This is a genomic window from Enterobacter sp. CGMCC 5087 (genome assembly GCF_003144775.1).
GTDB lineage: Bacteria > Pseudomonadota > Gammaproteobacteria > Enterobacterales > Enterobacteriaceae > Enterobacter > Enterobacter cloacae_M.
The window spans coordinates 17,378-30,697 of record NZ_QFXN01000216.1 but is presented as its reverse complement, the minus strand read 5'-3'; the positions used below and the strand labels follow the sequence as shown (position 1 = coordinate 30,697).

Annotated in this window: 14 protein-coding genes; 7 read left to right on the top strand and 7 right to left on the bottom strand. The window is 55.6% G+C overall.

Features of this window, described 5'->3' with window-relative positions:
- Position 1 precedes the first annotated feature (1 nt).
- Positions 2-1,030 carry an L-threonine 3-dehydrogenase gene (gene tdh, locus DEO48_RS17925; protein WP_023309906.1) on the top strand — a complete coding sequence of 343 codons (1,029 nt, stop codon included), beginning with the start codon at positions 2-4 and terminating at the stop codon, positions 1,028-1,030.
- A gap of 27 nt (positions 1,031-1,057) precedes the next feature.
- On the opposite strand, the gene DEO48_RS17920 is transcribed toward tdh, so the two are convergent.
- Both DEO48_RS17920 and DEO48_RS17915 read right to left on the bottom strand, forming a co-directional pair.
- The gene (locus DEO48_RS17920) at positions 1,058-1,972 is read right to left on the bottom strand and encodes a hypothetical protein (protein WP_047651781.1); all 915 of its coding nucleotides are present in this window, start codon (positions 1,970-1,972) and stop codon (positions 1,058-1,060) included.
- A 15-nt stretch (positions 1,973-1,987) separates the two neighbouring features.
- Positions 1,988-3,193 carry a glycosyltransferase gene (locus DEO48_RS17915; RefSeq protein ID WP_109845879.1) on the bottom strand — a complete coding sequence of 402 codons (1,206 nt, stop codon included), beginning with the start codon at positions 3,191-3,193 and terminating at the stop codon, positions 1,988-1,990.
- 205 nt (positions 3,194-3,398) lie between these two features.
- Between DEO48_RS17915 and DEO48_RS17910 the strand changes: the two genes are divergently transcribed.
- Entirely contained in the window at positions 3,399-4,199 is an 801-nt protein-coding gene (locus DEO48_RS17910) for a glycosyltransferase family 2 protein (RefSeq protein ID WP_109845878.1), read from the top strand.
- 3 nt (positions 4,200-4,202) lie between these two features.
- Here DEO48_RS17910 and DEO48_RS17905 read toward each other — a convergent pair whose 3' ends face one another.
- Genes DEO48_RS17905 through gpmM form a run of 3 tightly spaced genes read right to left on the bottom strand, consistent with a single transcriptional unit; the run spans position 4,203 to position 7,976 of the window.
- On the bottom strand, positions 4,203-5,135 hold the full coding sequence (locus DEO48_RS17905; protein WP_109845877.1) for a divergent polysaccharide deacetylase family protein: 933 nt from the start codon (positions 5,133-5,135) through the stop codon (positions 4,203-4,205).
- Between the two features lie 3 nt (positions 5,136-5,138).
- Positions 5,139-6,398 (bottom strand): murein hydrolase activator EnvC, encoded by a 1,260-nt coding sequence (gene envC / locus DEO48_RS17900; protein WP_229231479.1) that lies wholly within the window; start codon positions 6,396-6,398, stop codon positions 5,139-5,141.
- 33 nt (positions 6,399-6,431) lie between these two features.
- The gene (gene gpmM, locus DEO48_RS17895; protein ID WP_109845876.1) at positions 6,432-7,976 is read right to left on the bottom strand and encodes a 2,3-bisphosphoglycerate-independent phosphoglycerate mutase; all 1,545 of its coding nucleotides are present in this window, start codon (positions 7,974-7,976) and stop codon (positions 6,432-6,434) included.
- Positions 7,977-8,223: 247 nt separating this feature from the next.
- On the opposite strand from gpmM, the gene DEO48_RS17890 reads away from it, so the two are divergent.
- The 5 genes from DEO48_RS17890 (at position 8,224) to cysE (ending at position 11,333) form a co-directional block, all read left to right on the top strand.
- On the top strand, positions 8,224-8,655 hold the full coding sequence (locus DEO48_RS17890; RefSeq protein WP_109845875.1) for a rhodanese-like domain-containing protein: 432 nt from the start codon (positions 8,224-8,226) through the stop codon (positions 8,653-8,655).
- Between the two features lie 11 nt (positions 8,656-8,666).
- Entirely contained in the window at positions 8,667-8,918 is a 252-nt protein-coding gene (gene grxC / locus DEO48_RS17885; protein ID WP_023309914.1) for a glutaredoxin 3, read from the top strand.
- Between the two features lie 32 nt (positions 8,919-8,950).
- Positions 8,951-9,418 carry a protein-export chaperone SecB gene (gene secB / locus DEO48_RS17880; protein WP_003860835.1) on the top strand — a complete coding sequence of 156 codons (468 nt, stop codon included), beginning with the start codon at positions 8,951-8,953 and terminating at the stop codon, positions 9,416-9,418.
- The gene (gene gpsA, locus DEO48_RS17875) at positions 9,418-10,437 is read left to right on the top strand and encodes an NAD(P)H-dependent glycerol-3-phosphate dehydrogenase (RefSeq protein WP_023309915.1); all 1,020 of its coding nucleotides are present in this window, start codon (positions 9,418-9,420) and stop codon (positions 10,435-10,437) included. The genes secB and gpsA overlap by 1 nt, the downstream gene beginning before the upstream one ends.
- A 74-nt stretch (positions 10,438-10,511) precedes the next feature.
- A complete protein-coding gene (gene cysE / locus DEO48_RS17870) occupies positions 10,512-11,333 on the top strand; it encodes a serine O-acetyltransferase (protein ID WP_008502718.1) in 822 nt (273 codons plus the stop codon).
- On the opposite strand, the gene trmL is transcribed toward cysE, so the two are convergent.
- Both trmL and DEO48_RS17860 read right to left on the bottom strand, forming a co-directional pair.
- Positions 11,330-11,803, bottom strand: coding sequence for a tRNA (uridine(34)/cytosine(34)/5-carboxymethylaminomethyluridine(34)-2'-O)-methyltransferase TrmL (gene trmL / locus DEO48_RS17865; protein WP_109845874.1), 474 nt, complete (start codon positions 11,801-11,803; stop codon positions 11,330-11,332). The genes cysE and trmL overlap by 4 nt on opposite strands.
- Positions 11,804-11,848: 45 nt before the next feature.
- Positions 11,849-13,189 carry an aromatic acid/H+ symport family MFS transporter gene (locus tag DEO48_RS17860; RefSeq protein WP_109845873.1) on the bottom strand — a complete coding sequence of 447 codons (1,341 nt, stop codon included), beginning with the start codon at positions 13,187-13,189 and terminating at the stop codon, positions 11,849-11,851.
- Positions 13,190-13,320: the final 131 nt, after the last annotated feature.

Here is a 13,320-nt window from a genome sequence, read left to right as displayed (position 1 = left end):
GATGAAAGCGTTATCCAAACTGAAAGCGGAAGAAGGGATTTGGATGACCGACGTGCCGGAGCCGGAAGTCGGTCATAACGATCTGCTGATCAAAATTCGTAAAACCGCCATCTGCGGTACTGACGTTCACATCTACAACTGGGACCAGTGGTCGCAGAAAACCATTCCGGTACCGATGGTTGTCGGTCACGAATATGTCGGTGAAGTGGTGGGTATCGGCCAGGAAGTGAAAGGCTTCCAAATTGGCGATCGCGTCTCCGGTGAAGGCCATATTACCTGCGGCCACTGCCGTAACTGCCGCGGCGGGCGTACGCACCTGTGCCGTAATACCATTGGCGTGGGCGTAAACCGCCCGGGCTGCTTCGCGGAATACCTGGTGATCCCGGCGTTTAACGCGTTCAAAATCCCGGACAATATCTCTGACGATCTGGCCTCCATCTTCGACCCGTTCGGCAACGCGGTGCACACGGCGCTCTCCTTCGACCTGGTCGGTGAAGACGTGCTGGTCTCCGGCGCGGGCCCAATCGGCATTATGGCGGCTGCGGTGGCGAAGCACGTGGGTGCGCGCAACGTTGTGATCACCGACGTGAACGAATACCGTCTGTCGCTGGCACGCAAAATGGGCGTCACCCGTGCGGTAGATGTCTCGAAAGAGAGCCTGACCGACGTGATGGAAGAGCTGGGCATGACCGAAGGCTTTGACGTGGGTCTGGAGATGTCCGGCGCGCCGCCGGCGTTCCGCACCATGCTCGACACCATGAACCACGGTGGACGTATCGCGATGCTGGGTATTCCGCCGTCAGATATGTCTATCGACTGGAACAAAGTCATCTTCAAGGGGCTGTTCATCAAGGGCATCTATGGCCGCGAGATGTTCGAGACCTGGTACAAGATGGCGGCGCTGATCCAGTCCGGTCTGGATCTGTCCCCGATTATTACTCACCGCTTCTCCATCGATGAGTTCCAGCAGGGCTTCGACGCGATGCGTTCCGGCCAGTCAGGGAAAGTGATCCTGAGCTGGGATAAGTAATCAAAAAGGGGCCTCAGGCCCCTTATTTTATTGTTTCTTTTTCTCTTCGTCCGTCAGGTAACGCACCTTGCGGGTGTAGTCCTGGCCTTTGAACAGCAGTTTGTTATCCGGCGATTCAAGATACTTCTGCCATTCGGAGAGAGGGAAGCCGCCGTGCGCGCCAATCACCTCTTTCGGTACAACGGCTTCCTGACCACCGATCTTCTTGGAGACCGGCCAGTTCATCCAGTCGCCCAGGTTAACCGTTTTTAGATCCAGCATGTCCAGCAGCGCGGCGAGGGGTAATTGATCGGTCGGCGGCTGCGTGTCGTCCATCAGCTCCCAGGTATCCTGGAACAGCGTCAGCCACAGCGGGCAGATACGGCGCCAGGTTTTTTTTGTTGCCGCAAGAAACGCGCCGTTAACGTGATCGACCAGATACGGGCGCACCGTCTCCTTGTAATATGCCGGTACTTTCTCCGCTGGCGCACCGTCCAGCTTGGCAATCATTTTGCCCTGACGGAAGCTGGAGTAGATATGCATATCTGCCATGTTGATCTCAGGCATTTTCAGCAGGTTGAGATCGGAATCGATCATCAATACGCCTTCACCGCGCGCCTGCAGCGGGGCGTTAAGCTTCACCAGACGGCTGAGGTAGATCTGCTTATAGCGGTAACCTTCCTCACGAACCGGAAGGTTAAGCGTCACTACGCGTGTTTTCGGCGGCAGTACCCCAAAGGCGGATTCAGGCTGATCGCTGACGATGACGATTTCGCTCACCCCGGTGGCATAGCGTTCCGCGAAGGTGGCAGAGAGTAATGCTTCTTCGACGAAATCTGCGCCGGTACACGGAATCACAATAGAATCCACCGCAGCAAGCGCGCCCGTCACGGGCAGAGAGCTGTAAGGAATGTTGTGTCGCCCGGTGATATGACGATAGCGAGCATTAAGAAATTTAAACATAGTTATCTCGTTTGGTTAGTGCGCGCCAAGCACGGCTTCGACACCGCTGACATAGTTTTCGATGGCATAGGTATGACAGACGTTTTGGTATGCAGCCGCAGCCAGTCGAGCCCGCAGCTCCGCATCTGCCCAGATATTGTCCAGATGCTGTGCAAGCAGTGAAACATCGCTCCAGGGGAATAGCAGCCCTGTCGAATCATGATCAATCAATTCCGCCGTGCCGGTCACCTGAGAGCCAATCACGGGGATATTGAGAAGCATCGCTTCCAGCACTACGCGCGGCAGCCCTTCGCTTTTTGAGGCGAGAATAAAGGCGTCAAACGTAGCGAGGTAATCAAAGGGGGTATTCTGAAAACCGGTGAAGATGACGCGGGATTCAATTCCCAGCGCTCGGGCCTGTTCCGCTAAAGCGCGGCGTTCGGCACCTTCGCCGACCAGCACCATTTTCCATTTCGCCTGGGGATGCTTCTGGCTGAACTGTGCCAGCGCCTCCAGCGTGTGGTGGTTGGCTTTGCGAGGGATTAACGACCCGATACTGCCGAACACAAACGTGTCGTCATCAATGTTCAGGCGCTGGCGCATCGCGCGTCGGTCAGGTAAAGGCTGGTGGATGTCGATGGCATTATTGACCGTCGTACACAGTTCGGGCCGGACGCCATGCTCAAGCAACACGCGTTCAACGCCGTGCGAGACCGCGATGATTTTTGTGGCATGGGCATTCACCAGTTTCACCAGCGGTGGGGTCAAAACAGGTTCAATGCGGCAGTGCTGGATCAACCGCGTCTGCAGGTTCGCTGCCGCCAGATAGCCTTCCTCGTTTGAGCCCGGCTGGTTATTCATATAGAGCGTATCGAAACTGCCCTGCGTTAAAAGGGTTTCGATTTTGCTGACATTAGGCCTGATGCGCCACATGATATCCACATAACGTGTAAATGCCTTACGGGCGCCGCGTGAGAAAAACAGCAGGCTACGTCCCGCTTCCTTCAGCAATTTGGCCCAGACCGGCTGCTGGCGTTGAGGGATCACGATGAGTGGGATGCCGATGCCGTTGAGCACCTGGCCAATCGTCTCACCTTCAGCACGACTATAATCACTGTAAAAACAACAGGTAATATCGAATTTATCGCGATTAATTCGCTTCAGGAGCTCAAGCATACTGTTGGTGCCTCCCCCCCATTCTTTACCCGTATCCAGGAGGAGAATTTTACTTTTGTGCGGCATGTCTGAATCCGTGTGCTACCCTTCAACTGACTGCATTATAAAGAATCTGTTGAAATAAAATAGATTTTTCTATTTTATTGCGCTTCAGGATTAGACAACATTTCAAGCGTGCTTATTTGAAAAGTGTGATTCAGGACTTTAATCGTCTCTACTCATTTATATAGTATTAATAATATTAATTTAGGCTGCTATTGAGAGTGGGGAAATGTTTAAAATAACGGTCTGCTTATTAACGTTTAATTCTGAAAGATTATTACACGATGTTATCCCGCCTCTATTGAAAATAGCGGATGAAATTGTCGTAGTCGATTCTGGCAGTACGGACAAAACACGATATATTTGTGAAAACTTTGGCCTGCAACCCGTCTATAAAAAATTTGGCTGGCATGGCGAGCAGATGAACTATGCCATATCCTTAGCCAGCCATGACTGGGTCCTGTGCATCGACAGCGACGAAATTCTTGACCAGGAAACGGTTAATGCCGTTTTAACGTTAAAAGCAGGCGATGAGCCAGACCCGGGAATGGCATGGCAAATATGCCGCCACTGGTTTGTTCTGGGTGAGGAAGTCCGGACGATTTATCCTGTTTCATCCCCTGATTATCCTGTGCGTCTTTTTAACCGTAACCAGTCTCGGTTTAATAACCGACCGGTAGACGATCAGGTCGAAGGCTTTCTCCGTTGTGAACGTATTCCGGGTTATGTAAAACATGATACGTTTCCCACGATGCATGAGCTTTTTAACAAATTAAATTGTTATACAACCCGCCTGGTTCAATATCAAAAAATACGGCCCTCAATTGGGCGCGGCGTAATCAGCGCCATCGGGGCTTTTTTCAAATGGTATCTGTTTAGCGGCGCCTGGCGTAAGGGCAAAGTGGGGGTGGCGACGGGACTGTACGCCACAGCCTATAGCTTTTTGAAGTATTTCAATTCCTGGTATCAGCATCAGGAAAAAAAAGAGCCCGTTGCTAACGAGCAGACGGACTCTCAGATTGCGAAATAAGCGTCAGGCTTTCTTACCCCATCCCTGCCACTGCTGCTGGACGTATTTCACCAGCGTACTGTTACTGATGCTGTCTCCGATGACGGAGAAGAAGCGGGTTGCATAGACCGGTTCAAGCGGTTGCTTAGATACACAGCGCTTCACGCCGCGGAACGGATTGCGCGGCGCTGTCGGGACAGGCTGCGCAGAATTTGGTGTAGAGGTATCCACCTGCGGCTCGTTCAGCAGATCGCTCGGACGCACCAGCGTGATATCGGCAGGCAAGGTCGGCAGCATCTGCTGTAGAACGCGAACGGTAGACGGGTGCGGGTGACCGATGGCGATGGCTGAGCCATTGCGGCGGGCCAGCTGTACCGCTCGATTAAACTGCATGCGGATATCGGCTTCGTTCTGGGTATCATCCAGGAACACCTTGCGCTTAATCACCTTTACGCCCGTTCCCTGAGCAGCACGCATTGCCTGGCTGTTGCCGATGGTCATGCTGTCGAGGAAGTAGAGGTTGTAACGCTCCAGAGCCTGCATCACTTTGAGCATCCCGAACAGGCTTGATGTCATCGCGCTGCCCATATGGTTGTTCAGCCCTACGGCATACGGCACTTTGTTGTAGGCGTCGCGGATAATGCGCTCGATCTCCTCGCTGCTCATGTCCGGGCGAAGGGTATCTTTTTCCAGCGGCTGCTTGCTGAGCGGGGCCATCGGCAGGTGGATCAGCACCTGATGACCGCTGCTGTGGGCTTTGGTCGCCATCTCACGCGCGTGGGGCGCATTTGGAAGGACAGCGACAGAGATGGCCGACGGCATCGCCAGCACCTGATTTTCATAGTGTGGACGATAACCGAAGTCATCAATCACGATAGCGAGTTTACCTGCGTATACCGGTGCAGCCAGCGCCAGCGCGCTGACGACGGAGAAAACCATTCGACGAAATTGAAGCAAAACTTATCTTCCCAACCACGGCTGTGGATTGACCGCCTGACCCTGGCGACGAATTTCGAAATAGAGTGACGGGCGGCCCTGACCGCCACTGCTGCCCACAAGGGCGATGGGTTGGCCTGCGCGCACCTGCGTGCCGACGCTGACCAGCGCGCTCTGGTTGTAGCCGTAAAGACTCATATCACCTTTACCGTGTTCAACCACCACCACCAGTCCGTAACCCTGCAGCCAGTCGGCCAGAATCACGCGGCCATCGGCGATGGCTTTCACTTCGCTACCTTCAGACGCACCGATAACGATCCCTTTCCAACGTAGCTCACCCTGCAGCTGTTCGCCATAGCGATGCAGAATTGAACCACGAACGGGCCAGAAAGCCTGACCGCGAGGAGAACCCAAACCGCCGGTACGCGACATCAGAGATCGTTCGCTCTCGCTTGGCTTGTAGGTGGTCCCTTTGCGGGACGCTTCCTGCTGCTTGTCGCGAACGGCCTGCGCCTCGCGAGCCTCTTTTTCGGCGCGCGCTTTCGCCGCCGCTTCCGCACGGGCGATGCTGTTACGCAGTTTTGATTCGTTGGCGCGCATTTCGCTTAGCTGGCTCTGACCTTCCTGAATGGAGGATTCAAGGCCGGAAAGGGTTTTCTTACGCTCGTTGCGAGCCTGCTCAAGCTTCGCCTGCTGGGCCTGCTGATCGTAGAGCAGCGTCTGCTGCTGGCTCTGCTTCTCTTCCAGCTCGGCTTTTTGCGTGGAGACCTCTTCGCGCGTCTGCTTCAGCTGCGCGATCGTCTCCTGACGCGCCTGGTTGAGATAGCCAAAGTAGGCCTGCAGGCGCTGGCCGCGCTGGCTCTCTTCGCCGCTGAGGATCAGCTGGAGTCCGGTATGTTCACCCTGACGGAATGCGGCATCAAGCTGTGCGGCAAGATTGCGCTCCTGCGCATCGCGCTGGCGCTCGAGTTTGGCAATCGACGCGTTCATCTCGTCGATCTGTTTATTCAACTGGGCGAGGGTGTTTTGCGTTTCACGGAGTTTACGCGTGGCGGCGGAGATCGCCTCTTCCTGCTGCTTAAGCTGGGCGAGCAGGGCGGAGCGCTGCTGCTGCTGCTGGCGTACCGCACGCTCTTTGGCGGCGATATCGGCCTGAATAGATTTCAGCTGGTCGCGGTCATCCGCGTGGGCGGATGCGGCGCACAGCAATACGCCAGCGCTGAGTGCGCTGGCGTAAAACAGAGGTCTGACTGATAACCTAAGCGGCTTCACGACCCATGTGATTGAAAAAATCGCCTTTCCCCTCATGGGGAGCGATTATTCCACGATGAACAGCGGCTTACCAGTCATCTCTTCAGGGATCGGCATACCCATCAGCGACAGCATGGTTGGCGCGATGTCAGAAAGCTTGCCGCCTTCCACTGCTTTCAGTGATTTATCACCCACATAAATCAGCGGAACAGGCAGGTTGGTATGGGCCGTGTGCGCCTGGCCGGTCGCCGGGTCGCGCATCTGTTCAGCGTTACCGTGGTCAGCGGTGATCAGCAGCTGGCCGCCAACGGATTCAACCGCTTTCGCTACCTGCTCAACGCAGTGGTCCAGCGCTTCAACCGCTTTCACTGCCGCTTCCATCACCCCGGTATGCCCAACCATGTCGCCGTTCGGGTAGTTACAGATGATGGTGTCGTACTTACCGCTCTCGATGGCCGCAACCAGTTTTTCCGTCAATTCTGCAGAGCTCATTTCTGGCTGCAGATCGTAGGTAGCAACTTTCGGAGAGTTGATCAGAATGCGGTCTTCGCCTTTGAACGGCTCTTCAACGCCACCGTTAAAGAAGAAGGTCACGTGCGCGTATTTTTCAGTTTCGGAAATACGCAGCTGCGTTTTGTCGTTCTTCGCCATCCACTCGCCAAAGGTGTTTGCCAGAGATGCTGGCGGATACGCGCAGGGCGCTTTGATGTCTGCGGCGTATTCGGTCAGCTGGATGAAATCGAGGTTTACCACTTTCTTACGGGCAAAACCGTCGAAGTCGCTGTTGACGAAGGAGCGGGTGATTTCACGCGCGCGGTCAGCGCGGAAGTTCATGAAGATCAGCGCGTCGCCATCTTCCATGACGGCGTCGGCCTGGCCTTCAGCGCGGATCACGGACGCTTTCACGAATTCGTCGTTTTCATCACGTGCATAGGCCGCTTCCAGCGCTTCAACGGCGGTCGCGAACTGGAATTCACCTTTTGCCAGGGTCATCAGGTCATAGGCCTGTTCAACGCGATCCCAGCGGTTGTCGCGGTCCATAGCGTAGTAACGGCCAATGATGGACGCTACGCGGCCTTTACCCAGCGCGGCGAATTTCTCTTCGAAGGCTTGCAGAGAGCCTTTTGCACTGCGTGGTGGCGTATCGCGTCCGTCCAGGAAGGCGTGCAGATAGATTTTTTCCGCACCGCGCTCGGCGGCCAGTTCAACCATCGCCATGATGTGATCTTCGTGGCTGTGAACGCCGCCAGCAGAGAGCAGGCCCATGATGTGTACGGCCTTGCCAGCGGCAACGGCTTTATCGACCGCGCCAGACAGCGTTGGGTTGGAGAAGAAGGTGCGTTCTTTGATTTCAACGTCCAGACGCGTCAGATCCTGATACACAATACGCCCGGCGCCCAGGTTTACGTGACCGACTTCGGAGTTGCCCATCTGGCGGTCCGGCAGGCCCACTTCCAGGCCAGACGCGTCAATCAGCGTATGCGGACGTTTCGCCCACAGGGCATCCATGACCGGGGTTTTGGCGTTGAAAATAGCGTTATCCTGGCTATCTTCACGGTAGCCATAGCCATCCAGAATCACCAGTACCATAGGTTTTTTAGAAACCGACATTGCGACAACCTCATGCTCAAGAGTCAAAATTTGCGTAATTTTACTACAGCTGAATCGATCAAATAGCCGCAGAAGATCAAAGAAAGCGCAGGGGCAAGATGTTCACCAGACCATTTTGAGGCATTTTTTTAGGTGGCATGCCGCAGAAAATGGATTAGGTTATGGTCGCTGGCTGTATTTGCCAGAACGCACAGGTATACTCCTGTCCTGGTTTTTTTTATCACTTAGTCGGGAGTAGTTACCCTCCATGCAAGAAATTATGCAATTCGTTAGCCGCCATCCGGTTCTGAGCATCGCGTGGATTGGCCTGCTGGCTGCTGTGCTGTTCACTACATTTAAGAGCCTGACGTCTAAAATTAAGGTTATCACCCGTGGTGAAGCGACGCGTCTGATCAACAAAGAAGATGCCGTCGTGGTCGATCTGCGCCAGCGTGACGATTTCCGTAAAGGTCACATTGCGGGCGCAATCAACCTGTTGCCAGCTGAAATCAAAGCGAACAACGTCGGTGAGCTTGAGAAACACAAAGCCCAGCCGATTATCGTTGTCGATGCGACCGGCATGCAGGCACAGGATTCTGCCAGCGCGCTTCATAAAGCAGGCTTCGAAAACGTAACGGTGCTGAAAGAAGGTATTTCCGGCTGGAGCGGGGAAAATCTTCCTTTGGTACGCGGTAAATAAGGAGTTCAGTCATGGCCAATATTGAGATCTATACCAAAGCGACGTGCCCGTTCTGTCATCGTGCGAAAGCGCTGCTGAACAGCAAAGGCGTCACGTTCCAGGAACTGCCAATCGACGGTGACGCGATTAAACGCGAAGAGATGATCAAACGTAGTGGTCGCACGACGGTTCCGCAGATTTTTATTGATGCGCAGCACATTGGCGGCTGTGATGACTTGTATGCGCTCGACGCCCGTGGTGGACTCGATCCGCTGCTGAGCTAAGAGACTTTAGGACAATTAAAAAGGGTATTTCCATGTCAGAACAAAACAACACCGAAATGACTTTCCAGATCCAGCGTATCTACACCAAGGACGTCTCTTTCGAAGCGCCAAATGCGCCACATGTTTTCCAGAAAGATTGGCAGCCAGAGGTTAAACTTGATCTGGATACCGCATCTACCCAACTGGCAGATGACGTGTATGAAGTCGTGCTGCGTGTGACCGTTACCGCGTCTCTGGGCGAAGAAACTGCATTCCTGTGTGAAGTTCAGCAGGGCGGCATCTTCTCTATCGGCGGTATCGAAGGCAACCAGATGGCGCATTGCCTGGGTGCGTACTGCCCGAACATTCTGTTCCCGTATGCGCGTGAATGCATCACCAGCCTGGTTTCTCGCGGTACATTCCCGCAACTGAACCTTGCGCCAGTTAACTTTGATGCGCTGTTCATGAACTATCTGCAGCAGCAAGCTGGCGAAGGTGCTGAACAACATCAGGATGCCTGATGAGCACTGTTAATGCGTCAATGACTGTGATCGGTGCCGGCTCATACGGCACCGCTCTTGCCATCACGCTGGCAAGAAATGGTCACGAAGTGGTTCTCTGGGGCCACGACCCAAAACATATCGCAACGCTGCAACGCGACCGTTGTAACGTGGCGTTTCTTCCGGACGTTCCGTTCCCCGACTCCCTGCACCTTGAAAGCGACCTTGCGACCGCGCTGGCGGCCAGCCGCAACATTCTGATTGTGGTCCCGAGCCATGTATTTGGCGACGTGCTCCGTCAGATTAAGCCGTTGATGCGCCCGGATGCGCGCATTGTCTGGGCGACTAAAGGACTGGAAGCCGAAACCGGACGCCTGCTGCAGGACGTTGCCCGCGAAGCGCTGGGTGATGAGATCCCGCTGGCGGTCATCTCCGGCCCGACCTTTGCCAAAGAGCTGGCCGCTGGCCTGCCGACGGCGATTTCGCTGGCCTCCACCGATCAGGCCTTCTCCGACGATCTTCAACAGCTACTGCACTGCGGCAAGAGCTTCCGCGTCTACAGCAACCCCGATTTTATCGGCGTGCAGCTGGGCGGTGCGGTGAAGAACGTGATTGCGATTGGTGCCGGGATGTCAGACGGCATTGGCTTTGGTGCCAATGCGCGTACGGCGCTGATCACCCGAGGACTGACCGAAATGTCCCGCCTGGGCGAAGCGCTGGGTGCCGATCCGGCCACCTTTATGGGGATGGCTGGCCTGGGCGACCTGGTGCTGACCTGTACCGACAACCAGTCTCGTAACCGCCGCTTTGGCATGATGCTCGGGCAGGGCAGCGATGTTAAAGGCGCGCAGGAGAAGATTGGTCAGGTGGTTGAAGGCTACCGCAATACCAAAGAAGTCCGCGAGTTGGCGCACCGTTTCGGTGTCGAAATGCCAATAACCGAGGAAATTTATCAGGTATTGTATTGCGGAAAAAATGCGCGCGAGGCAGCATTGACCTTATTAGGTCGTGCGCGCAAGGACGAGCGCAGCAGTAACTAGTCGGAACCGTTGTCACCTGAATGACCCAGCCAGCGCAGAACTGGCTGGTCATTAACTATCGTCTGGAGTAAGCAATGCCGTGTGAAGAACTGGATATCGTCTGGAACAATATTAAAGCTGAAGCCCGGGCGCTGGCCGACTGCGAGCCTATGCTGGCCAGTTTCTACCACGCGACGCTACTCAAGCACGAAAACCTCGGCAGCGCGCTCAGCTATATGCTCGCCAACAAGCTGGCGTCCTCGATTATGCCTGCTATCGCCATTCGTGAGGTGGTGGAAGAGGCTTACGCCGCAGACCCGGAAATGATCGCCTCTGCCGCCTGTGATATCCAGGCCGTGCGCACGCGTGACCCGGCGGTCGATAAATATTCTACGCCGCTGCTGTACCTGAAAGGCTTCCACGCCCTGCAGGCTTACCGCATTGGCCACTGGCTGTGGAATGAAGGCCGCCGCGCGCTGGCGATCTTCCTGCAAAACCAGGTTTCCGTGACGTTCCAGGTCGATATTCACCCGGCGGCAAAGATTGGCCGTGGGATCATGCTCGACCACGCCACCGGGATTGTCGTCGGGGAAACGGCGGTGATTGAAGATGACGTCTCGATCCTGCAGTCGGTGACCCTGGGCGGTACCGGTAAAACCAGCGGCGATCGCCATCCAAAAATTCGTGAAGGGGTGATGATTGGCGCGGGCGCCAAGATCCTCGGCAATATCGAAGTCGGGCGCGGTGCTAAGATCGGTGCAGGCTCCGTGGTGCTCCAGCCTGTGCCACCGCATACCACTGCCGCTGGCGTACCGGCGCGCATCGTCGGTAAACCAGACAGCGATAAGCCGTCCATGGACATGGATCAGCACTTCAACGGCATTCACCATACCTTCGAGTATGGTGACGGCATTTAACTTCTGAGAATGGCGCCCGGGTAACCCAGCTGGCGCCAGGCTTCATACACCACGACCGACACCGCGTTCGACAGGTTCATGCTGCGGCTGTCCGGCATCATCGGAATACGGATTTTCTGCTCGGCGGGCAGGGCATCCAGGATCGTGGCCGGCAGGCCGCGGGTTTCCGGGCCAAACATCAGATAGTCACCTGCCTGATAGCTCACGGCGCTGTGTGCTGGCGTGCCTTTGGTGGTCAGGGCGAACATGCGCTGCGGCTGCTCGGCTTCCAGAAACGCGGCGTAATCGTGGTGGCGAACGACGGCGGTAAATTCATGATAATCCAGCCCTGCGCGACGCAGACGTTTGTCGTCCCACGTAAAGCCCATCGGCTCAATGATGTGCAGACGAAAACCGGTGTTGGCACACAGGCGGATGATATTGCCGGTGTTCGGCGGAATTTCTGGTTCGAATAAAACGATGTTAAGCATGCTGCCCCCTTAATTGCGGGGGCAGAATAGCAGAAAAGAGAGGAACTACGCGACGCCGGGTTCCTGCGAGCGGCTGTACAGCATTTTGTAGACGGTTGCCGCAGCGGCCACCAGAGCGGGCACGCTGAGGATCATTAAAATACTGTCTGCCTGCCACTGCATAGAGAGAAGCTGGGCGCTGGTCATGGTTCCCGCTACGCCGCCAAAGCGGCCGATCCCCTGCATCCAGGCGATGCCCGTCGCGCGGCACTCGGTAGGGTAAAAGGTGGCGGCCAGGGTTTGCATGCCCGATTGCGCGCCGTTCATCGCGATCCCCATCAGGAAAATCAACCCGCCAAACAGGGCGATATGGTTATGCTCAATACCCAGTAAAAGAATAAGGCCCATCGTCAGCACGAAACCACACGCGACAACTTTATGCGCTTCCCAGCGATCCATCATCCAGCCCGCGAGCAGAATGCCTGCGGTACCGCCGAAGGTGAACAGCGAGGTGAGCCAGGCGGATTCCGCCAGCGCATAGCCCATCCCCTGCATCAGCGTCGGCATCCAGCTTAGCAGAACGTAGTAGATGACCAGCCCCATAAAGTAGGTCACCCACAGCATCAGGGTGCCGGGCAGCCAGGGCATGGAAAAGAGCTGCGACACGCTCCCTTTTTTAGACGCGATTTTCTCCTCGGCCAGGAAAAAGCCCGTGACGCTATCCAGCGTGCTGCGGGCGAACCGGCTGGCGATACGGCGGACCTGCATGACGTCTTTCCCGCGCTGCACCAGAAACTTCACGGACTCCGGTAAAAACAGCGTCAGCAGCAGCGTTAAAATCAGCGGCGCAATCGCCCCGGTCAGCAGCACGCTTCGCCAGCCGTGATGGGGGATAAGCCAGGAAGAGATCGCGCCGCCGCCCGCCGCACCCAGAGGGAAGCCGCAGTACATGGTATTGATCGCCATGGCGCGACAGCGCTGGGGGGCAAACTCGGAGATCAGCGTGATGGCGTTAGGCATTGCGGCGCCGAGGCCCAGTCCCGTCAGAAAGCGCCACATCGTCAGGGTATTCAGACTTTGTGCCCAGGCCGTCCCCAGGCTCGCAAGGCCGAAGAACAGGCACGAAAAGACCAGCACGCGCTTGCGCCCCATCCGGTCCGATACCGGACCGGCAACCAGCGCGCCCAGCGACAGCCCCAGCAGCGCCGCACTCAGCACCGGCCCCAGATCCTGTTTGTGTATCCCCCATTCTGCCGACAGCGTAGGCGCGATGTAACCCATCGCTGCCGTATCAAAACCATCGATCGCCAGAACCAGAAAGCCCAGCACAATGAGCAGCCAGTGAAACCCTGAAAAAGGACTCTCATCGATCACCTGCTGAATATCCACCTTACCTGAATACGCCATACGCTCCACTCCGATCTGATGTTGTTTTTGTGTTCTTGTATTTGCTTGTCTATACAATTGCGGACGGCAGGCGGATGTCAAATTTTCTTATCTAATATGTTATCTGGATGTTATTTTTGGCGTAAAAAAGC